This is a genomic window from Aeromonas sp. QDB03, assembly GCF_027707985.1.
In the GTDB taxonomy this organism is placed as follows: domain Bacteria; phylum Pseudomonadota; class Gammaproteobacteria; order Enterobacterales; family Aeromonadaceae; genus Aeromonas; species Aeromonas hydrophila.
In genome coordinates this window covers 500,228-520,049 of the sequence record NZ_JAPCJG010000002.1, presented here as the reverse complement: position 1 = coordinate 520,049, position 19,822 = coordinate 500,228, and the positions used below count along the sequence as shown (strand labels likewise).

The 19,822-nt window shown below is 60.1% G+C and carries 18 protein-coding genes; 5 read left to right on the top strand and 13 right to left on the bottom strand.

Translation table 11 applies throughout. The annotated features are described in order from the left end of the window. Window positions 1-4: 4 nt before the first annotated feature. The 3 genes from uhpT to PG900_RS07110 form a co-directional block, all read right to left on the bottom strand. The gene (gene uhpT, locus PG900_RS07120) at window positions 5-1,411 is read right to left on the bottom strand and encodes a hexose-6-phosphate:phosphate antiporter (protein ID WP_043159854.1); all 1,407 of its coding nucleotides are present in this window, start codon (window positions 1,409-1,411) and stop codon (window positions 5-7) included. Window positions 1,412-1,824: 413 nt separating this feature from the next. Next, on the bottom strand, window positions 1,825-3,732 hold the full coding sequence (locus PG900_RS07115; RefSeq protein ID WP_270831171.1) for a PTS fructose transporter subunit IIABC: 1,908 nt from the start codon (window positions 3,730-3,732) through the stop codon (window positions 1,825-1,827). Between the two features lie 580 nt (window positions 3,733-4,312). Then, window positions 4,313-5,104 (bottom strand): XAC2610-related protein, encoded by a 792-nt coding sequence (locus PG900_RS07110; RefSeq protein ID WP_270831170.1) that lies wholly within the window; start codon window positions 5,102-5,104, stop codon window positions 4,313-4,315. Between the two features lie 88 nt (window positions 5,105-5,192). Between PG900_RS07110 and PG900_RS07105 the strand changes: the two genes are divergently transcribed. Further along, window positions 5,193-5,408, top strand: coding sequence for a hypothetical protein (locus PG900_RS07105; RefSeq protein ID WP_270831169.1), 216 nt, complete (start codon window positions 5,193-5,195; stop codon window positions 5,406-5,408). Between the two features lie 28 nt (window positions 5,409-5,436). Here the strand turns inward: PG900_RS07105 and PG900_RS07100 are convergent, their stop codons facing one another. From PG900_RS07100 to PG900_RS07080, 5 genes are all read right to left on the bottom strand, one after another. After that, on the bottom strand, window positions 5,437-5,913 hold the full coding sequence (locus tag PG900_RS07100; protein ID WP_270831168.1) for a GNAT family N-acetyltransferase: 477 nt from the start codon (window positions 5,911-5,913) through the stop codon (window positions 5,437-5,439). Between the two features lie 53 nt (window positions 5,914-5,966). Next, window positions 5,967-6,230 (bottom strand): hypothetical protein, encoded by a 264-nt coding sequence (locus PG900_RS07095; RefSeq protein ID WP_016350086.1) that lies wholly within the window; start codon window positions 6,228-6,230, stop codon window positions 5,967-5,969. Window positions 6,231-6,395: 165 nt separating this feature from the next. Then, window positions 6,396-7,307: a BRCT domain-containing protein gene (locus PG900_RS07090; RefSeq protein ID WP_270831167.1), complete on the bottom strand. Its 912-nt coding sequence runs from the start codon at window positions 7,305-7,307 to the stop codon at window positions 6,396-6,398. A 200-nt stretch (window positions 7,308-7,507) separates the two neighbouring features. Next, entirely contained in the window at window positions 7,508-8,713 is a 1,206-nt protein-coding gene (locus tag PG900_RS07085; RefSeq protein ID WP_139706739.1) for a hypothetical protein, read from the bottom strand. A 199-nt stretch (window positions 8,714-8,912) separates the two neighbouring features. Next, the gene (locus PG900_RS07080) at window positions 8,913-9,332 is read right to left on the bottom strand and encodes a MerR family transcriptional regulator (RefSeq protein WP_139706737.1); all 420 of its coding nucleotides are present in this window, start codon (window positions 9,330-9,332) and stop codon (window positions 8,913-8,915) included. Window positions 9,333-9,555: 223 nt separating this feature from the next. On the opposite strand from PG900_RS07080, the gene PG900_RS07075 reads away from it, so the two are divergent. Continuing rightward, on the top strand, window positions 9,556-10,800 hold the full coding sequence (locus PG900_RS07075) for an NADH:flavin oxidoreductase/NADH oxidase family protein (RefSeq protein WP_270831166.1): 1,245 nt from the start codon (window positions 9,556-9,558) through the stop codon (window positions 10,798-10,800). A 25-nt stretch (window positions 10,801-10,825) separates the two neighbouring features. Here PG900_RS07075 and PG900_RS07070 read toward each other — a convergent pair whose 3' ends face one another. Beyond that, window positions 10,826-11,863: a Mal regulon transcriptional regulator MalI gene (locus tag PG900_RS07070; protein ID WP_270831165.1), complete on the bottom strand. Its 1,038-nt coding sequence runs from the start codon at window positions 11,861-11,863 to the stop codon at window positions 10,826-10,828. A 275-nt stretch (window positions 11,864-12,138) separates the two neighbouring features. Between PG900_RS07070 and malX the strand changes: the two genes are divergently transcribed. Together malX and PG900_RS07060 are read left to right on the top strand one after the other, a co-directional pair. Beyond that, window positions 12,139-13,725 carry a maltose/glucose-specific PTS transporter subunit IIBC gene (gene malX, locus PG900_RS07065; RefSeq protein ID WP_270831164.1) on the top strand — a complete coding sequence of 529 codons (1,587 nt, stop codon included), beginning with the start codon at window positions 12,139-12,141 and terminating at the stop codon, window positions 13,723-13,725. Window positions 13,726-13,799: 74 nt separating this feature from the next. Next, window positions 13,800-15,002, top strand: coding sequence for a MalY/PatB family protein (locus tag PG900_RS07060; RefSeq protein ID WP_270831163.1), 1,203 nt, complete (start codon window positions 13,800-13,802; stop codon window positions 15,000-15,002). A gap of 27 nt (window positions 15,003-15,029) precedes the next feature. On the opposite strand, the gene PG900_RS07055 is transcribed toward PG900_RS07060, so the two are convergent. From PG900_RS07055 to PG900_RS07045, 3 genes are all read right to left on the bottom strand, one after another. Further along, window positions 15,030-15,818 (bottom strand): hypothetical protein, encoded by a 789-nt coding sequence (locus PG900_RS07055; protein WP_270801855.1) that lies wholly within the window; start codon window positions 15,816-15,818, stop codon window positions 15,030-15,032. A 91-nt stretch (window positions 15,819-15,909) separates the two neighbouring features. Continuing rightward, complete coding sequence (locus PG900_RS07050; RefSeq protein ID WP_041217730.1) at window positions 15,910-16,197, bottom strand: hypothetical protein; 288 nt, start codon at window positions 16,195-16,197, stop codon at window positions 15,910-15,912. A gap of 222 nt (window positions 16,198-16,419) precedes the next feature. Beyond that, the gene (locus tag PG900_RS07045; RefSeq protein WP_270831162.1) at window positions 16,420-18,288 is read right to left on the bottom strand and encodes a PTS fructose transporter subunit EIIC; all 1,869 of its coding nucleotides are present in this window, start codon (window positions 18,286-18,288) and stop codon (window positions 16,420-16,422) included. A gap of 735 nt (window positions 18,289-19,023) precedes the next feature. Here PG900_RS07045 and PG900_RS07040 point away from each other — a divergent pair. Next, complete coding sequence (locus PG900_RS07040) at window positions 19,024-19,173, top strand: hypothetical protein (RefSeq protein ID WP_270831161.1); 150 nt, start codon at window positions 19,024-19,026, stop codon at window positions 19,171-19,173. A 76-nt stretch (window positions 19,174-19,249) separates the two neighbouring features. Here PG900_RS07040 and PG900_RS07035 read toward each other — a convergent pair whose 3' ends face one another. Then, window positions 19,250-19,756, bottom strand: coding sequence for a hypothetical protein (locus PG900_RS07035; protein ID WP_139706726.1), 507 nt, complete (start codon window positions 19,754-19,756; stop codon window positions 19,250-19,252). Between the last annotated feature and the right edge of the window lie 66 nt (window positions 19,757-19,822).

The window sequence follows — 19,822 nt, the reverse complement described above, 5'->3', positions numbered from 1 at the left end:
TGGTTCAGACGGACTGGGTCGCCAAAGTGGCAGCTTTCAGCTCCCGCTTGATGCGGCGGATCTTGCGCTCTTCGGCAACCGCGACGCAGGCCATCAGCACCAGACAGGCGGCGGCGGCCATGTCCAGCGCCGCGAAGGTGCCGGTCCAGCCGGTCAGGCCGAAGATGGGGGTGCCGTCGGCAATCATGCCCAGACCCAGTTTGGCGAAGCTGTCACCGATGAGGTAGGCGAAGGTGCCCTTGACGCCATCGGCCACGCTGATGCCCTGCTTGGGCACGAAGCCCACGGCGGCCACGCCGATCAGCAGCTGCGGACCGAACACCAGGAAGCCCAGCAGGAACAGGGAGCCCAGGAACATGAACTGGGTAGTGGCGTGCTGGTAGAGGCCCAGGGTGGCGATGATCAGCGCCAGCGCCACGCAGGCCACCAGACCACGGCGACCGTTGGCCAGATCTGAGAGGTAACCCCACATCAGGGTTCCGACCAGGGCGCCCACTTCGAAGAAGGTAAAGCCCTGAATGGCTACTTCCTTGGAGAAACCGAGCTCCTGGTGGGCGTAGACGGTGGACCACTGGTCGATACCGATACGCACCACGTAGAGGAAGATGTTGGCAAAGCAGAGCAGCCAGATCACCTTGTTCATCAGCACGTACTTGACGAAGATCTGCCACTTGGTCAGCTGCTGCTCTTCGGTGGCGATATCTTCTTCGCTGGCCACTTCGTCAAACAGCTCTTCCACCTTGCCCAGGCCATAGGCTTCGGGCGAATCGCTACCAAAGCGCAGGCCGATGAAGCCGACGATCAGCGCGATGATGGAGGGGAAGATGAACATGCCGAGCACGTTGCCATCGAACAGGTAGTTGGCACCGAACAGTGCCACACCGGCCGCACCGGCCCCGCCCACGTTGTGGGAGAGGTTCCACATGCCCAGATAGGTGCCGCGCTTGTTGCGGGGTGTCCACTTGGTGATGGTGGAGTAGCTGCAGGAGCCGCCGCAGCTCTGGAAGAAACCGCTGGCCGCGTAGAAGAAGATCATCAGGTAGAGACTGAAACCCGTGCCACCCATGCTGGCACTGAAGCCCAGCATGCAGAGGGAGGAGAGGATCAGCATCAGCGGCAGGAACTGCTTGGTGTTCTTGCCATCGGCATAGTAGGAGACGATGGTCTTGCCCACCCCGTAGGTGATGGAGAAGCCAAGGCCGATCATGCCGAGCTCGGTCATGGAGAGACCGTACTCCTGGATCATGTCGTTCTGCGCAATGTTGAAGTTCTTGCGGATCAGATACATGGTCAGGTAACCGATGAACACAACCAGATAGGATTGCATAAACGGTTTGAACCAGAGCTTGCGCCGGGCTTCGACCGGCAGGTTCAGGGTGGGGACCCGGACCTGTTCGAGCAGTTTAAACATCTTCGTTCATCCTCTGCGAGATAGACGCTGTTTCCGCCGCGTTCCTCACTTTTTGATTGGTGTTGGAGGTCACGCCACGGAAAGAACAACAGGAAGCGGGCGCGGTGCGCGGCGAGCCCCTGTCGATTGAACCCATGCCCGTCCCTTGCGCCGTGGCGCGGGTCGGGTAACGACATCAGGTAGCGTGACTTTAATGAGGCGCGCTGCAAATGGCGTGAGAGCCATCCCTAGGGGGGGTAGGAAAATTTCCTAGTTTGGCGGGATCCGGCCGCGAAGCGTGAAGAGGATCACAAGCCGGCGTCGTACAGCAGAGGTGAACGGGCTCTCTCGAACCCGACAAAAGACGAGGCCACCCGCAGGTGGCCTCGTCCGGTTTGGTCACCGCCAGCAGGGGCGGCTTGGTTGGGCGGGGATCAGGCGGCCTTGGCCAGCGTCACCTCGTCACTCTTCTTGACCCGCAGTTTTTTCAGGGCAACCGCCACCACGCCGGTGACGATGGCGCCGCAGATCATGCAGAGCAGGGCCAGCAGCGGCTTGTTGACGGCGCCGAGCAGGGCCACGATGGGGCCACCGTGGGCGACGCTGTTGGTGATGCCGAACAGGAAGGCCATCACGGCGGCGGTCATGCTGCCCAGCACGTTGGCCGGGATGACGGCGAGCGGATCACGGGCGGCGAATGGAATCGCACCTTCGGAGATACCCACCAGGCCCATGGCACCGGCGGCTTTGCCCGCCTCAATCTCGGTGGCGTCGAAGATGCCGAGCTTGCGACCCAGTACGGTAGCCAGCGACATGCCAAGCGGCGCGGCCGGGATGGCGCAGGCCATAGCGCCCATAAACTGGGTCTGGCCGGAGGCGATCATGCCCACCGAGAACAGGAAGGCCACCTTGTTGACCGGGCCACCCATGTCAAAGCCGGCCATGCCGCCCAGCACGATCCCCAGCAGCACCAGGCTGCCGCCGCTCATGGAGAGCAGCATGGCGTTCAGACCCGTCATCATGTCGGCGATGGGGGCACCGATGATGAAGATGAAGACGGCAGCGATAAAGAGCGACCCGACGATGGGGGCGATCAGGATCGGCACCAGCGGCTGCACCATCTTGTGGTAGTGGCGGGTGGCAATCCAGCGCACCAGATAACCGACCAACAGGCCCGCGATGATGGCACCGATAAAGCCGGTACCGGCATCGGCGCCGTAGAAGCTGCCGTTGTTGGCGATCCAGCCGCCGATAAAGCCTGGAGCAAGGGCTGGTCGGTCACCGATGGCGTAGGCGATGTAGCCCGCCAGAATGGGGATCATCAGGGTGAAGGCGGCGACACCCACGTTGAGGATCTGGTTCCACATGCTCCCTGCCGGGATCTGCATGCCGCTCGGGGTCGGATCGCCGCCGATGGCCAGTGCCAGGGCGATCAGCAGACCCCCCGTGACCACAAACGGGATCATGTGGGAGACGCCGTTCATCAGATAACGGTAGAGATCCGAGCTGCCGCCTGAGTTCTTCTCCTCGCTCTTGCGCTCATCCTTGTCCGCCACATAGGCGGGGGCCTTCAGCGCCTGCTCGATGAGGCCCTTGCCATCCTTGATGGGGGCCTTCACGCCAGTCTTGATGAGCGGTTTGCCGTTGAAGCGGGCCATGTCCACTTGCTTGTCACAGGCCACCACGATGGCGCTGGCACGGGCAATCTCGGCCGCAGTCGGGCTGTTCTTGACGCCAATGGAGCCGTTGGTCTCCACTTTCACCTCAAAGCCCAGCTCCTTGGCGGCGCGCTCCAGGGATTCTGCCGCCAGATAGGTGTGGGCGATGCCGGCCGGGCAGCCGGTGACGCCGATGATCAGCCCCTTGTCGGCGGCCGGGGTGGCCACTTGCGGCTCTTTCTTCTCGAGCAGCAGCGCCAGCGCATCGGTAGGTGTCTTGGCTGCCAGCAGGGCATCGATAAAGCCCTCTTCAATCAGCTTGGCGGAGAGCTCGGCCAGCACCTCGATATGGTGGTTGGCGCCACCGGCCGGGGAGGCAATCATAAAAAACAGCCGGGAGGGCTTGCCATCCTCGGCGCCGTACTCGATACCGGCGCGGCTGATGCCGATAGCCACCGCCGGGGTGCTTACTGCCGCACTCTTGGCGTGGGGCAGGGCGACGCCCTCTTCAAAGCCGGTGTTGTCCAGCTCTTCCCGGGCCCACAGGTCCTTGATGAACTGCTGCTCGTCGCTGACCTTGCCTTGCGCCGCGAGCAGGCGGGTCATCTCGGTGAAGACCTCCTCCTTGCGCGTGGCTTTTAAATCGAGCGCGATCAGCTGCTCGTTGATAAGGGTGGTGATCATGGCGTTCTCCCTGCTCCTGGCCGGAGCCTGTTGGCATCTTTTCCTGGGCTACTGCCCAGGAGATGCAGACAAAAGTGACCCCACTATTATCCCGCCCGCTAGGCATCACACCTATCGGACAAAACTGCGAAATACTGGATTTTTGTGCGGAGTCGCCCCGAGTGTGACCCCGATCGCACAGCAGGCCAGCTGAAAAGATGGGTCTGGATTGAATCGGAAAGTGATTTTTTGTCTTTAATAATCAGCATCTTGATTTTGATTCTTTCAACGTGCTTTTATGATGGAGGGTGATGTTATCCGGCCAGGAAGCGGTGTGAAACTGTAAATTTGTGAGGTAAAAAGAGGGCGCGGGGTGTGAGCTGTCGCACATAAATGGCGGTGATGGGGGGCTTGGTAAGGGGAGGCCGGCGAGGGAATAGGTGGAGAAATGGATTGAGCCATTGGAGCCAGATAGCTCACCACAACGCGCGAGTGAAACCACAGGCATTGGCCCCGTAGGGTGCAATGTGCTGCGCTTATTGCACCCTACCGAATTGATGACGCGAATGTCTAAGTACGCTTGGGTATTAAAAGTTCTAGGTTAACTTTTGGCTATTGCTTCTGGAAGATAGAGCCAGCGGACAAGGGGGCCTTTTCTGGAGGCAAACCGAATCTTAATCCAGTCATCTTTCTGCTCGAGAATTTCTACTTTGTCGTTATGAATAAGATAGGCTTTGGTCTTTGATGTTTTTTCAGGTGATGAGTAGAGAAAGGCTTTCTCGGATGTGATTGGCCAAAGAATTTTCTTGCCATCAAAGTCAATCGCAACGGTGTCCAGTTTCTCTCCCTTCTGATTAAATGTGTGCTCGTAAAGAGGGAAAGTATCAATCTCGGAGTTTTGGATCTGATACTCTGTTGTTTTATATAGCCAGAGTTCACCTTTGGCGTTATATCGGTAAGTGTCGTAATACCATACAGGGCCGGAGCGGCAAGAGCTAACTAAAGAAAGAGAATCTAATTGAACTGCAAGGTTGTAGAGATCGCCACAGGCAGATGTTGGCGTCTTCGAGTCTGCAATTTTTAGCTCTTTAAATGCTGTGTTTACATGGTCATATAAGAATACATAAAAAGCATTATTTACCATTCCAAGATAATTGGTAATGGCAATTTCCTTATAACCATCAAAGTTGAAATCCTGTATAATAATATCAGACTCTAAATTATCATCAATACATTTAAGTTGCTGCTTTTCTTTTCCTGCTGTTATCAAGTAAAAGCATTCACCCTCTTTTTTAATGTCTATTTTCACTCCGTCAATTATAAATGTGGCGTCTGCTTTTGCAGAGATGGATAAGCATAGTAATAAAGTTGTGATGATGATAAGTAATTTCATGTTGATTTATCCTGCCACTTGAACTTTTGTAAAGTGTTGCTTGCGTCGTTTATTTACTGTCTCGGAGCGTCTTAAATTGAGTTGAATAATGAAGCGAAATTCCACGCTACCGACCGTGGATTACAGCCTCCAGCCTGCGGCGGTCATCCGGCGATGTGGTGGATGGCGAAACGGCCGCACAGATGTGTCTTTGCATAAATGGTTTCCAAGTGGGCATCTTAACCAAGGTGATTGGGTGGCAAAACAGGAAGCTGAACAAAATCAGCCTCAGATCAACAAATTACTTAATAAGGAAGAGGGTTGATTGGCTGCCGCCTGCCGGTAGCGACGAGTTACTGGCCGCTATGGATCGGGGGATTGGGCTCCAGCATCAGCGAGAGCCGCAGCATATCCTTGTGCTGGATGCCGTGCTCCATCAGGGGCTCCGGGTAGTGGATAAGGAAGTGCTCCTTGACGACGGCATCGACGCGAAAGCCGTGGCGCTGGTAATAGGTGAGCTGGTGGCCGAAGCTGCCGGTACCGAGCTCGACGCGGCATACCCCTTTCTCGGCCAGGCTGGTCAGTACGAAGTGCAGCAGGCTGGATCCGATGCCTTGCTGCTGGCGGTTGGGGGCAACGGCGATATTGAAGATCTCGGCCGTTTGCTCCCCCACCAGACCCGCCACGCAGGCGCCCACTACCTCGTTGCCCGCCAGGGCGGCAAAGCCCCAGGCGCCGGGCAGATAGGCTGCAATGCGCTGCTCTGCGGGATCTGCTTCTAGCAGCAGTGCCAACGGCAGTTGACCGGGGTCCATCTCGACAAACTTCATCTTTCTCTCTTTTATCTCGCTCTGACTGTCCGGGGCGCACCGCCCTCTGGGCATCAATATTCCAGAAACTTCTCGCCGCAGCGCTCGCAGATCAGGTGCTTTACATGGGTGGCCTGGTAAGCCAGCGTTTCACCAAACGCCCAGTTGGTGATGCTGCTGGAAGTAAAGGCTTGCCAGAAGGCTTTGCGCGGATCCTTGGGCATGATGTCCTGAGTGTGATCGCGGGCGACCAGCACCACGATATGGCGGGTGCGCTCCCGGCATTTGTCACAGCGATGGATTTCACTCGGTGGATTCTGGTCGTGCGGGTTGCTCATATAGGGGCTCGTGAAGAGAGTGGGCGCCCATCATATTCCTCTCCACTTGGCTCTCAATCTCTCCTTGCTAACCCAGTGAGCAGGCTCACGTTTTGGCATGCTGTGGGCTAGCAGAAGGAATGAATTATCAAGGCGCGGGCGTGAGCCCCCGCCGTGATGTAAGGTTCAAGCCGACTCGTGCAGAGTGTTGGCATGGGCAAGCCAGGCCTCCTCGGTGACGATACGCACCGAATGCCCCTGCTCTTGTAACAGCATGGCCTTTTCGATTTTTCTGCCGTATGAGGAGAAGCGCCAGTCCCGTGAGCTCAACTCGCCGATGATAAGATAATCCAGTTTCTGGGTGACAGAACTCTGTGCTGTGGCCCCCAGTTGCTGAGCTGTCTCTTCGCACTGCCGGCGTGTACCGGAAAGAAACATACCGGTAAAACAGACACTGCAACCATGCAAGGTATCGATCTCGGTATCGCTGATGGCCAGCTTGGTCGCCATACCCGTGACAACCCCTTGCTCGAAAGGATTGCCGACAAACAGCAGCAATTGTTGCTGCAACTCTTCCCTCTCTTCTTCAGTGATAACGCCATCCTGAAGGATCCGCTCCACGGTCTGATAAAGCTGCTTACCGGGATAGTGGGCTCGTAGCATGCTGTTTTGTTTCATCCACCAGTTCAGGTAGTGGATCTCATCATCAGAAAGCGTTTGGTCTCCCATCAAGCCCTGGCAGAGTCCCTCGAGTAACAACTTGTCTGACTCTTCTGAATAGAAGTCGACTCCGGGTAGATGGCGATAGGTTTCCATCAGGCGGGGAAGGGCGCTCATCAAGTGCAGCTTCTCTGCTTCACACAATTGCCCGTCTTGCAGGACGTCGGCCACCATCTCCCGCAGTTCACAAAAGATCCAGCCGTTGAGGCTGGCGCTCTCTTTGAGCCAGATGTCCAGATAGAGCATCTCCTGCTCATCGATGGCGCTGTCGGCCACGATACCATCCAAAATACCCATCAGATTGTTTAGCTGCTTGTCGCGGTTACGTGCCGCGTTGTAATTGGCCAATGGCTGGCCGTGACGATCCAATCCACTCATTGCATGATCCCTGGCTGGTTACGAAGAGAGGGGCATATGTTTTTGCCAGCGGTGACACTGTGGCCACCTGCATTCCTCATGGCGCCATCATATAGAAGCTGGTTTCAATCAGACCAGAAGACTCGTCATCGATTGATCATACATGTGAGCGTTGTCGAGAATGCGGGGAGCTTGTCCCCGCATATGGTGAAGGCAGGCCTCTAGAAAATAATCCCGATCACCCGATCCAGCATCACCTCGAACGGGAACAGGGTGAACAGCAGCGGCACGAAGGGGACCAGGGTGGCCAGGATGAGCTGCATAAAAGTGTCCCGGCTAAAGGGCAGGGGGCGGATCTCCTTGACCACAGCGTAGGCATTGCCGAGATCGGCGAGGGACTGGATGTCGGCGGCGCCCAGCAGGGCTTCGCCATCCCGGTCTTGACTGCGCAGCCAGCGACGCTCGAAATCGCGGGTGTATTCGGCCGCCAGGGCGCCGTATTCACGCATCCCCTGGCGTTTGGTGCGCATGATCTGACCTGCGAAAACGGTGAGCGGGGCGAGTACCAGCAACAGCCCCACGACCACCAGCAGGGCAATTTCCGGCTTGTAGGCGGTGAGCACGGCGCCATCGTGCAGGATGCGGTTGGCCACATAACCGGCCAGCTGGGCTCCGAAGGCGGTCAACAGTGGCGAGTAGGCATAGGCCGAGGCCCCGAGAAAGCCGAGGCCGGCATTGCGATCGGGATGGGTCGGGATCAGCGCGAGGGGCAGGCAGGAGAGCTGCCACAACAGCCGGCTCCAGATCAGGATGCGGTAGAGCCAGCGCAGCACCAGAAACTGGGTGATGGGGATGCTGATCCAGAAAAACCAGATGCCGGCGAAGGAGAGCTGATCCTGACCGCCACTCTGGGTGACGTACCAGGTGGATGCATCGAGTACGAAGGTGCTGGTGCGAATGAAGTAGCCGCTGGAGAAGACAAACAGCAGCAGGGCGAGCTCGACGGCCACCGAGTTGCGCCATGCCATGGCGCTGCCTATGGCCTGATTGAAGCGTGGCAGCGAAGCGTCTGGCACCAGCCGGCGCTCCAGAAACTGGGCGATGATGCCCCGGATCCGCTGATGGACGATCAGCTCGGCAAAGACCAGCAGGGGCACGCAGATCAGAAAGCGGGCCTGGGACTCGATGTCCAGCAGGAAAGGGACGGCGACCCCTTCAAGCAGGGTGCCTTCCCAGGCGCTGAGCAGCAGCAAGGGCAGCCAGCACAGGGCACTCAGGGTGACGATGCGCAGCCTCAGGTGGGATGACACATTGCCGAGATGGGCGCGGCTCCACAGCTGGTAGAGCGGGCCGCCCAGCACCAGAGAGAAGTTCTCCAGCGGCAGTGGGGAGGTGCTTTTGCCCCCGGTGGGTTGGTGTGATGACATGATGGCTCACCTTGCAGCAGAGACGGCGGGCGGGGCCGTGATCCTCCCTGCGCGGACGGCAAGCCGGGGCAGAGATGCCTGTGCGGGGTCTCGCCGGCCTCGCACTGTTAGGTATAGTGCCGGCGCCGCTGAAGGGGCAATGTGCCTTAAGCAAGGGGCTGCCGCCGGTCATGGGCTGCGCGAGAGGGGGCGGTTTGGCTCAGGATTGCCGCGGGGGCGTGATACCCATGCTGGCCAATACCCGGGCGGCGTTCTCTTCACACGGCATCTCGTCGGGTTTGGATTCCACCAGCCGGATCAGGGCCTGCAATTGCTGCTTGCTGTGGGCAAGCCTTGCCTCCAGCGCCTCGATGTCGCTCACCTTGGCCTTGAGCGCCGCCAGCAGCGGGGCATGTTGCCAGGTGCTGATATCCGTCGGCACCAGCTGCTTGATCTCGTCGAGGGAGAAGCCTGCCTGCTGCGCCTGGCCGATGATGGTCAGCAAGGGTACTGTCTCGAGCGGGTAGTCGCGATAGCCGTTGGTACCCCGCCGTACCTTGCTGAGCAGGCCTCTGGCTTCGTAGAAACGGATGGCCGAGGCCGCCATGCCGGTCTGTCTGGCCAGTTCACCGATCTTCATCTTGCCTCCTGGGCTGTGGGTTGGCGGCTCCGCCCACTGTCATGGACGAAGGGCGGGATCAAGGGGGATTCTAAGATTAAAGCCGACTTGAATGTCAACGGCCCTGAGCAAGGGGGGTCGGGTGGATAGCATTTCCCCTATCGCAACGGCATCCCGACAAAGGGGCTTGACCTTCAAGTCAGCTTCAAACTTATGGTGGGGCCCTCACTATGAGGAGATCGCCATGAATCCATTTACTCCCCTGACCCTGCCCAATGGCAGCCAGCTTATCAACCGCCTCGCCAAGGCGGCCATGGAAGAGAACATGGCCGACCATGACCATGCCCCCTCAGAGGCGCTGATCCGGCTCTATCGTACCTGGGCAGAGGGTGGCGCCGGCCTGCTCATCACCGGCAATGTGATGGTGGACGGCCACGCCATGACGGGGCCGGGGGGCGTGGTACTCGACTCCCACTATCTCTCCCCGGCGCTGGCCGGGCGTTTCAGTGCCTGGGCCGAGGCGGCCAAGAGCGGTGGCGCCCAGACCTGGATGCAGATCAACCACCCCGGTCGCCAGATGCCGGCGGCGCTGGGGAAGCCCACCCTGGCCCCTTCCGCCGTACCCATGGCGCTCGGCAGTTTCTCGAGGCAGTTCTCTCCGCCCAGAGCCATGAGCGAGGCCGACATTGCCGAGGTGAAGGCGCGCTTCATCAACACGGCGCTGCTGGCACAGCGTGTCGGTTTTGACGGGGTACAGATCCATGCCGCGCACGGCTATCTGCTGAGCCAGTTCCTCTCGCCACTCACCAACCTGCGCCGCGATCGTTGGGGTGGTAGCCTTGAGAATCGCACCCGCTTGCTGCTGGAGATAGTTGAAGGGATCCGCCAGCAGGCGGGCAGCGGCTTCGCACTGTCGGTCAAGCTCAACTCCGCCGACTTTCAGCGTGGCGGCTTCAGCACCGAGGATGCAAAGGCGGTGGTGGAGATGCTCAACCCGCTCGGGGTGGATCTGGTGGAGCTCTCCGGCGGCAGTTACGAGGCGCCCGCCATGCACGGCCAGGCCCGCGATGGTCGGACTCTGGCGCGGGAGGCCTATTTTCTGGCGTTCGCTCGGGAGATCGTCTCTGTTGCCCATATGCCCGTGATGGTGACCGGGGGAATTCGCCGCTACCCGGTGGTGGAGCAGGTGCTCGGCAGCGGGGTGGCGGTCGCCGGCATGGCCACTGCGCTGGCCATCGCCCCGGATCTGCCTGCCAGATGGCACCGTGAGCAGGCGGCAAGTGCCGAGCTCAGGCCCATCCCCTGGCGCAACAAGGTGCTGGCCTCGGTAGGTTATATGGCGATGGTGAAATACCAGCTGCGGCGGCTGGGGCGCGGCCAGCCGAGCCGCCCCAAGATCGCTCCCGCCCTGGCGCTGGCCTGCCAGCAGTGGCAGACCCTGCTTGGCAACGCCCGCTATCGACGCTGGATCAAGGCGCAGGAAAAGTGAAGGGGGCGCTTGCCACCCAGCCAGCTCAGGCCGATGCCCGCTTTTGCAGGCTGGGGATGATGAGATGGCGGGTGGGGGCGAGCTCGGGTTGCTGCAATCGGGTCAGCAGGCGCAGGGCGGCCTGGCGGCCGATGTCGCGGGCCGGAGAGCTGACGAAGGTGAGAGCGGGGAAGGTGAGCTCGGCCTCTGCCACGTCGTCAAAGCCGAGCAGGGCAACTTGCTGGCCGACGTAGTTGTCCTTGCCCACGCTGCGCCCGCTCGCCTCGACGCCGTAGATGGCGCCGAGGGCTACCTCCGGGTAGTGGCAGAGCACGGCGGTCACCTTGGGGTGCCGGTGCAACAGCTGGGCGATGGTGTCGGCGGCGCTGCGCTGGGTGCGCTCGCACTCCAGTACCCACTCCGGTTTGAAGGGGAGGCCGTATTGTAGCAGGCTGGCGCAGTAGCCACCGATGCGCTCGGCGCGGGTGAGGGAATCCGCCCGCCCGCCGACGTAGGCGATATGGCGGTGGCCCTGCTCGATGAGATAGGTGGTGGCCTGCTGGGCGGCGTGGGTGTTGTCCGGGCCGATAAAGTCCACGTCGTCCCGATAGTAGGAGCGGGCGGCGCACACCAGCGGCAGCGCCGAGCCGAGCAGGTTTTCCAGCGGCTTGGCGGCGGCACCGCGCACCGGGTTGAAGATGATGCCCGCCACCCCCTGGCGCGACAGGGACTGGATGCTCTGCTGCAACCGCTCGGGGCTGTGGCCACACTGGGTCAGAAACAGCAAATAGCCCTGCTGCTCCAGCACCTCGCTCACCCCGGCGGTCACCTCGGTGTAGAAGGGGTCGGTGATGTCGCGCAGGATCAGCCCCACCAGGTTGGACTGTTGGCTGCGCAGGTTGGCGGCGGCGCTGTTGGGCACGTAGTCGAGCTCTGTTATCGCCTGCTGCACCCGCTCGGCGGTGGCCGGCGAGATACGCCCCTTGCCGCGCAGCACCATGGAGACGGTGGTGACCGAGACCCCGGCCAGCCGGGCCACGTCGGTGATCTTGGGGTTGTTGGCGAGCAGCGGTTTGGGCGACATAGGCAGGCGGTGGCGATCAAGGCGAAGAGACGAGGTGCACAGCATACCCGCTTGGATTGCCGAGTGAAACGTTACATCCCGCGCTCATGGATCTGCCTCACAAATTTGATGAACAGTGTCCAGCGGGGCGGTTGAACTGTGATCCTGTAGGCACTTGTGAGCTGATAAAACGTTTTATCATCCAGCAAAACCAGATACGGCTCGCCGTCGCCATCCGTCAGGGAGGCTACCGGGCAGGCGTATCGAATGACCCTCACCTCACAAGGATCTGACACATGGCCAAGTCCCCCGCCAAATCCACCATCTGGGAGTTTCTGCAGAGCCTCGGCAAGACCTTCATGCTGCCGGTCGCCCTGCTGGCCTTCTCGGGCATTCTGCTCGGTGTCGGCAGCTCGCTCACCAGCGATGCGGTCAAGCAGAGCATGCCCTTCCTCGACAATACCGTGCTGCAACTGCTGTTCCTCTGGATGACCAAGGTCGGGCTGGTGGCCTTTATCTACCTGCCGGTGATGTTCGCGGTGGCCATTCCGTTGGGTCTGGCGCGCGAAGAGAAGGGGGTGGCGGCCTTTGCCGGTTTCGTCGGTTATGCGGCGCTCAACCTCTCCATCAACTTCTACCTGACCGTGGCGAATGTCATCGGTGATGGGGCGGCGGAGAAGGCCTACGGGGTGAAATCCATCCTCGGCATCAGCTCTATCGACACCGGTATTCTGGGGGCCATCATCGTCGGGGTGATCGTCGCCAAGTTGCACGCCCGTTTCTACACCTACCAGATGCCCGATGCGCTCGCCTTCTTCGGCGGCGCCCGCTTCGTGCCCATCATTACCGCCATCGTGCTGGGGGTGGTGGGTCTGGTGGTGCCTCTGGTCTGGCCCTGGTTTGCCGCCGGCATCAACGGCATCGGGACGCTTATCTCCCACGCCGGCCCCTTCGGCCCCTTCCTGTTCGGTACCGGCGAGCGGCTGCTGCTGCCGCTCGGCCTGCACCACATACTGGTGGCGCTCATCCGCTTTACCGAGGCGGGCGGCACGTCGCTGGTGTGCGGCAACGAGGTGAGCGGCGCGCTCAACATCTTCTACGCCGAGCTCTCCTGCGCCGACACCACCCAGTTCTCGGTGTCGGCCACCTCTTTCCTCTCTCAGGGCAAAATGCCGGCCTTCCTCGGCGGCCTGCCGGGAGCGGCGCTCGCCATGTATCACTGCGCCCGCCCGGAAAATCGCGGCAAGATCAAGGCGCTGCTGGTCTCCGGTGTGGTGGCCTGCGTCATCGGTGGCATCACGGAGCCGCTGGAGTTCCTGTTCCTGTTCGTGGCGCCGGTGCTCTACGTCATTCACGCCATCCTGACCGGGCTCGGCTTTATGACCATGGGGCTGCTCGGCGTCACCATCGGCAACACCGACGGCAACCTCATCGATTTTCTGGTGTTCGGCGTGCTGCAGGGCACCACCACCAAGTGGTATCTGGTACCGGTCGCAGCCGCTATCTGGTTTGCCATCTACTACGGGGTGTTTCGCTTTGCCATCGTGCGCTTCAACCTCAAAACCCCTGGCCGTGAAAAAGAGAGCCGCGAGATTGAAGCCAGCGAGGCTGCCCAGCCCGCGGGCAAGAAGGCCGGCAACAGTGGTTACAACGGCGAGGTGATCCTGAACGCCCTGGGTGGCGCCGACAATATCCTGGCGCTCGATAACTGCATCACCCGCCTGCGGATGTCGGTGCAGGACATGAGCCGGGTCGATGACAAGGTATTGAAGGCGAACGGCGCCATCGGGGTGATCAAGCTCGACGAGCACAACCTGCAGGTGGTGATCGGGCCCCAGGTCCATCTGGTGAAAAACCAGCTGCAGAGCCTGATGGGGGCCTGAGTCGGCCCCCTGTTACCCTACCTCGGGGGGCGCCATGCCCCCTTGTTCATTGCTGTTTTACTGGTGAGAAAGAGATGCCCAATACCGACTTCTTTGATTTTGATCGCGTCGTCGATCGCCACGGCACCTACTGCACCCAGTGGGACTATGTGGCCGACCGCTTCGGCCACGCCGACCTGCTCCCCTTTACCATCTCCGACATGGATGTCGAGACAGCCCCCTGCATTCGCGCGGCCCTGGCCAAGCGCCTTGAGCACGGGGTCTTTGGCTACAGCCGCTGGAATCACGACGACTTCAAGGGGGCGGTGAGTGACTGGTTCGCCAGCCGTTACGGAGCGCAGCTCGACCCTGACACTCTGGTCTACGGCCCCTCGGTCATCTACATCATCGCCCAGCTGGTGAGCCTTTGGTCTGAGCCCGGCGAAGGTGTGCTGGTGCATACCCCCGCCTACGACGCCTTCGGCAATATGCTGGCCGCCAACGACAGGGTGCTGCTGCCTTGCCCGCTCAAAAAAACAGAGGGGAGTTACCAGATCGACTGGCAATGCTTCGAGCAGCAAGCCGCTCGCCTCGATTGCCGCATCCTGCTGCTGTGCAGCCCCCACAACCCCACCGGCCGGGTCTGGACGCGGGATGAGCTGGGCCGGATGGCCGCCATCTGCCAGCGCCACGGAGTCAAGGTTATCTCGGACGACATCCATATGGATGTGAGCTTTGCCCGCTACCTGCCGTGGAGCGAGGTGGCAGAGGATGAGAGCTGGGCGCTGGTGAGCTCGGGTTCGAAATCCTTCAATATTCCGGCCCTTGGCGGCGCCTACGCCTTTATTGCCAAGGCCGAGGCGCGGGCCGGCTATCTGCAGCGACTCAAGGCGGCCCATGGCCTCTCATCGCCCCCCATTCTCGGGGTGCTGGCCCATATCAGCGCCTATCGGGACGGCGGCGCCTGGCTTGATGCGCTCAAATCCTATCTGCACGGCAACCTCACCCAGGTGGCGGTGCGGCTCAACGCCGCCTTCCCCGCCATCGACTATCGGGTGCCCGAGGGGACCTATCTTGCCTGGATTGATCTGCGCGGCCTTGGCATCGACACCACCGAGCGGATGGATGCGCTGCAAACCTTGCTGGTGGAGAAATACCGGGTCGCCATCATGCGCGGCGACACCTACGGCGCCGAAGGAAAAGGCTATCTTCGCCTCAACGTTGGCTGCCCTCGCTCAAAAGTAGAGAAAGGCCTCGACGCCCTGATAAGTGCACTGCAAGAGCTGCTGGCCGGATAGCGCGCCGCCGCCCGAGGGCGGCGGTTGCTATTTCGAGGCGGCCTTGTCAGGCCGATAGCGGGTCTCTTCTATCTGATCAAAGCGCAGGATCAGGGTATCACCCCCCTTGAGGCGATAGGCGCAGTGGGAAGCGTTGCAGGCGATGCGGATATGGGGCTCATCCCCGAGCATAAGCCACTGACTATGGGCCTCTGTCTGCGGCCACTTGTTTTGCTGGAGGCGGGTGATTTGGAGATTGGCCTCCTTTTCTCCCATTGGTTTAGTGTATTCGGATGCCCAAACAACCAGCAGGAGGGGAAGAATAAAAAGTGCAAATTTTAGATAGGCGCCTTTTAACCAAGTCAGGCAATTAAAAGTAAAAGGTGCTGGATAGTTGTGAGCAATTTTCACTCCCTTCAGCACGATCGGTTGTAGAGCAAAAAAACGGATCGCCCACCAGGAAAGCGTTAGTCGCCACTTAACCTTGAAAAATAGGGCTGAGAGTATGACGAACAGTATCCCCACGGTCATAACCAGAGGAAGTACGTAAGGTAAAAACAGCTTGAGTAGTAGAACGAATCCGTGGAAGAGAGTGACATCTGCGGGTTGAGAGAACTCGGTATACTCCAACCCGAATTGTCCCAGATAACCGTGGTAATAACGCATTCCTACAAAGTACACAGCCGCCGTCATTAAGGGGATAAGAGCGCATAGAATACCGACGAATCCCAGTATGCCTCCTTTCTCTTCTTCCTCATTTTTTGCTGCCCGCAGTTCTTGCAAATGTTTTTTAAGCCAGCGTCTGCGCAGGGTGTTCAGATCCAGATTTGGTGTCATCAAATCCCTTCGTGCTGTTTGGGCTTGGTTGTGATGAAGGTTAAGCCGTCAAGGAGGAGGCGTACAGTAATGGCATGGCGGTGGCATCCTGTCAGAGAATGGCGCGGCTGCGAAACAGCACCTTGCCGCAGGCCAGGCAGGTGTGGCGCAAACGGTAATCGCCGGCGCCGGTCAGCGGCTGAAACAGCACCTTGTGCGAACCGCAGGCACAGCAACTGGCGTTTTCACTGTCGTCGGTGGCGCATTCGGGATGGCGGGCGAGATACTCGGGCAGGGTAGGTAGTTTGTCCCAGTCCGGTTGGGTCACCGCGCGATTCTTGAGAATGATGCCGGCGGTCACCAGACCCGCCAGGGTGAGCAGTACGTCCGTCAATTCCATGTTTTGCAAGGCTCCATCCAGGTGCGGTCGCCAGGCCGGCTGGCAGGCGAAGGCACAATATGGCTCCTATCTTATCGATCCTGAGGGGGAGGGCGCTATCCCCGTTCGGGCGGCTGACGAAGGGGGGGGGCTGCTGCCTGATAGCGGGATAAAAGAAGGGGCCCAGGGCCCCTTTTGTCATATATCTCTCAACTGCTGTTGTCAGGCCACCTGGCGCCCTGGCTAGGTGCGGGCCAGCAGCCCTTCCGGGTTGTGGATGGCCTCCCGGGTCTTGACGTCGATGACCTCGATATTGGCGAAGCGCTCCTTGTTCTTGATGGCCACATCGTGGGCAAAGATCACGCAGCGGGCGTTGGCCACGTCCTTGGCGCTGATGCGGTTGATGATGCCGTTGGCGCCCTGGGTTTCCACTTTGAGCTTGATGCCGGCCTTGGCGGCCGCTTTTTGCAGGCTCTTGGCGGCCAGGAAGGTGTGGGCCACGCCGGAGGGGCAGGCGGTGATGGCCAGCACCTCGGCTTCCCCTTCCGCCTCGATGATCTGGTACTCCTCCAGGCGCTCGTTGCTCTCTTCGGTGTCGCTGACCGGCTTTTTCAGCAGGTTGACGATAAGGGCCGTGGTGAGGGCGCCGAGCAGGGTGCCGAGGATATAGCCCATCTTGCCCTCCACCACCGGCAGCACGATCCAGCCGCCCCATGGGGCGTGGTTGATGCTGTGCATCATGAAACCGGTGATGTTGCCGACGATACCGCCTGCGACGATGGCCGGGATGACGCGCACCGGGTCGGCGGCGGCAAACGGAATGGCCCCCTCGCTGATGCCGATCATGCCCATGATGGCGGCTGCCTTGCCCGCTTCACGCTCCTCTTTCTTGTAGCGCTTGGGCGAGAGCAGGGTGGCCAGCGCCATGCCGAGCGGCGGCACGCAGATGGCGATGCCAACCCCGCCCATCAGCCAGGGCTGGGTGTTGACCTGGGTCTGGGCGAACAGGGTGGCCACCTTGTTGATGGGGCCGCCCATGTCAAAGGCGGTCATGCCACCGAGGATGGCCCCCAGCATCACCTTGCCTGAGCCCGCCATGCCGGAGAGCCAGTGGTTCATCCCCTCCATCATGGCCGCGATGGGGGCGCCGATCACCCACATCACGATGCCGCACACCAGGAAGGTGCCGATGAGCGGATAGATGAAGATGGAGCCGAGCGAACTCATGGAATCCGGCAGCTTGATGCGTTTGAGCTGGTTGACGATGAGGCCGGCGATAAAGCCCACCAGGATGGCGCCGAGAAAACCGGTATGAAACTGCTGCACTGCAATCCAGGAGCCGATCATGCCGGGGGCCAGGCCCGGTTTGTCCGCCATGGAGTAGGCGATGTAGCCGCCCAGCACGGCGGTAAACAGGGTGAGCCCGGCAATCCCCATGTCGGCCATGTCCTTGAGCACGCCCGCCTCGGGCACGGCGCCCTTGCCGCTGATCATCACCGACAGCGACAGCAAGACGCCCCCCGCGACGATAAAGGGGATCATGTGGGAGGTACCGAACAGCAAATGCTGCTTGAGAGTGTTGAGCTGGGCCTTGATGCCGCGCTCCTGCGGCTCCGCCGGCTGGGCGGGTTGCACCCGGGTGGGGGAGGCTGGGGCAGCGGATGGCCCTGGTGCGGCCAGCAAGGCGAGTACTTCGGCGCGGCTGGTGGCCGCCTGCATGTTGGCGATGAAACCGGGTTCCAGCAGCTTGGTGGAGAGCTCGGCCAGCACCTCGATATGGTGGTTGGCGCCGCCCGCCGGGGAGGCAATCATGAAGAACAGCCTGGAAGGCTCGCCATCTTCGGCGCCGTAGTCGATGCCCTGGCGGCTGATACCGACCACGATGGCAGGCTCTCGCACCGCCTCGCTCTTGGCGTGGGGCAGGGCGACCCCCTGCTCGAAGCCGGTGTTGTCCAGCTCCTCTCGCGCCCAGAGGTCGCGAACAAACTGCTCCTGACTGGCTATCTTGCCGCTGGCCTTGAGCCTGGCGGCCAGTTCGACAAACAGCGCCTGCTTGTCGCGGGCCGCAAGATCGAGGCAGATCAATCCTTCATCTATCAGGGTGGTGAGCATGGTTCTCTCCTGGCTGGTGCCGTCCGAATGGAAGTGGTCCTGTTGAAAACGGTGGTGCAACGGGTTGACCTGCCTATTGTTTCTCCCAGAGGGCTTGGCCGAAATCGGAGATATGTGCCCTTTACTGGATTTTTGTGTCTATGGTACCTGCCTGTGACCCTGCTCGCATTTTGTCCTGCCTGAATGAATGATCTCGTTTTTATAGAAATACATTTTAAAACAGAAGGTTATTTTTAATCTGCGTACGACTGATGACCAATAAGTGGTGAGCCTGAATGCTGTCGGCAGGCGACGGGATGGAGATTTGTGCGCTCTAGCTGGCGGAAAAATTGTGAGCCGGTCGGCAAAAGCGGCGGCCTGGCTTTGGGGGATGCTCGTGGTGGCGGGGTGGCAGGAAACGCAAGAAGGGGGGATGAAAAATCAGTGCATAATTGGCCGATTGAAAAGGGTGTGCGAATTTGCAGTGATGTGCATTTAACTATTTGATAATTAATATGTTGTATTTTCTTGGTCAGAGTGGAAAGAGGCGGTTTTGACCTCATTTTGATGGCCTGCCGGGAGACGTTTAATCATTTTTTAGATTGCTTTTTGCATATCCAATCGTTTATTTAGTTGGACAGTTTTGGCAAACCGGAAGTCAAACCTGATGAACCGACAGGCCAACGCCCTTGATGCGGAGTGTGCCGTCAACCCGTTTTACTTGTCATGTTCACCCAGATGTAAGGAGACATCCCGATGGAAAAACTGGTCCAAGAGATCGACACCATGCGCGAAGAGTTCAAGCAACAGGAGCGCAAACAGGCCCACGACAAATGGCAGGCCAGGATCGAAGAGCTGCAGCAGATCCGCGCTGAAGAGCCTCAGCCGGAGGCCGTGGAGGAGTGACCCCGTGGCCAGCCCGGCGCTGAGGCGCACGCGGCCCGGCAGAATGCAAAACCCCCGCCAGCACGGCGGGGGTTTTTTATTGCGGTTCGATGGCGTTGTGACTCTGCCACTGGCGCAGGCGCTGCTTGAGCGAGCCGTCGCCGGGGGGGATGAAGTCATCCATCAGGTAGCAGCGGTTGTCGCCGCTCTTTTGAAAGTGGAGGTTGACCGTCTGCGGCTCTTTCTGGGTGTCGGAGAGGGCGAACAGATACTGCATCCTGACCGTTACCCCTTGCTCTTGCTCGTTGGCCAGGGTGAAGCTGACGGGTTCGCTGACCTCGCCATCCTGGGCGTTGATCCAGGGATCGGCATCGATGGCGCACACCTCGCCGTCGGCGTTGCAGGCGGCCTCGCTGCTCAGCACGGCGAAGAAGTCGGGGGTGAGCAGCGCCTTGAGCGGCGCCGGGTCGGCGTAATAGAAATCCTTGTGCTCGTTCCAGAACGCCTTGGCCAGCCTGAGCGCCACCCCCTTGTCACAGGCGGCATGCACCGGGCTGCCCAGCAGCGCCAGCAGTAAAACGGATAGTCCGCAGTAGCCTTTCATGATGTTCTTCCTGAACTGGTGCCGGGTGACTGTGGTGGCTCCGGCGAGGGTCAAGGCGCAGTGATA

Excerpts from the sequence above, each read along its gene's own strand:
- uhpT (WP_043159854.1), bottom strand. The coding sequence starts at position 1,411 with ATGTTTAAACTGCTCGAACAGGTCCGGGTCCCCACCCTGAACCTGCCG.
- PG900_RS07115 (WP_270831171.1), bottom strand. The coding sequence starts at position 3,732 with ATGATCACCACCCTTATCAACGAGCAGCTGATCGCGCTCGATTTAAAA.
- PG900_RS07110 (WP_270831170.1), bottom strand. The coding sequence starts at position 5,104 with ATGAAATTACTTATCATCATCACAACTTTATTACTATGCTTATCCATC.
- PG900_RS07105 (WP_270831169.1), top strand. The coding sequence starts at position 5,193 with ATGAAGCGAAATTCCACGCTACCGACCGTGGATTACAGCCTCCAGCCT.
- PG900_RS07100 (WP_270831168.1), bottom strand. The coding sequence starts at position 5,913 with ATGAAGTTTGTCGAGATGGACCCCGGTCAACTGCCGTTGGCACTGCTG.
- PG900_RS07095 (WP_016350086.1), bottom strand. The coding sequence starts at position 6,230 with ATGAGCAACCCGCACGACCAGAATCCACCGAGTGAAATCCATCGCTGT.
- PG900_RS07090 (WP_270831167.1), bottom strand. The coding sequence starts at position 7,307 with ATGAGTGGATTGGATCGTCACGGCCAGCCATTGGCCAATTACAACGCG.
- PG900_RS07085 (WP_139706739.1), bottom strand. The coding sequence starts at position 8,713 with ATGTCATCACACCAACCCACCGGGGGCAAAAGCACCTCCCCACTGCCG.
- PG900_RS07080 (WP_139706737.1), bottom strand. The coding sequence starts at position 9,332 with ATGAAGATCGGTGAACTGGCCAGACAGACCGGCATGGCGGCCTCGGCC.
- PG900_RS07075 (WP_270831166.1), top strand. The coding sequence starts at position 9,556 with ATGAATCCATTTACTCCCCTGACCCTGCCCAATGGCAGCCAGCTTATC.
- PG900_RS07070 (WP_270831165.1), bottom strand. The coding sequence starts at position 11,863 with ATGTCGCCCAAACCGCTGCTCGCCAACAACCCCAAGATCACCGACGTG.
- malX (WP_270831164.1), top strand. The coding sequence starts at position 12,139 with ATGGCCAAGTCCCCCGCCAAATCCACCATCTGGGAGTTTCTGCAGAGC.
- PG900_RS07060 (WP_270831163.1), top strand. The coding sequence starts at position 13,800 with ATGCCCAATACCGACTTCTTTGATTTTGATCGCGTCGTCGATCGCCAC.
- PG900_RS07055 (WP_270801855.1), bottom strand. The coding sequence starts at position 15,818 with ATGACACCAAATCTGGATCTGAACACCCTGCGCAGACGCTGGCTTAAA.
- PG900_RS07050 (WP_041217730.1), bottom strand. The coding sequence starts at position 16,197 with ATGGAATTGACGGACGTACTGCTCACCCTGGCGGGTCTGGTGACCGCC.
- PG900_RS07045 (WP_270831162.1), bottom strand. The coding sequence starts at position 18,288 with ATGCTCACCACCCTGATAGATGAAGGATTGATCTGCCTCGATCTTGCG.
- PG900_RS07040 (WP_270831161.1), top strand. The coding sequence starts at position 19,024 with ATGGAAAAACTGGTCCAAGAGATCGACACCATGCGCGAAGAGTTCAAG.
- PG900_RS07035 (WP_139706726.1), bottom strand. The coding sequence starts at position 19,756 with ATGAAAGGCTACTGCGGACTATCCGTTTTACTGCTGGCGCTGCTGGGC.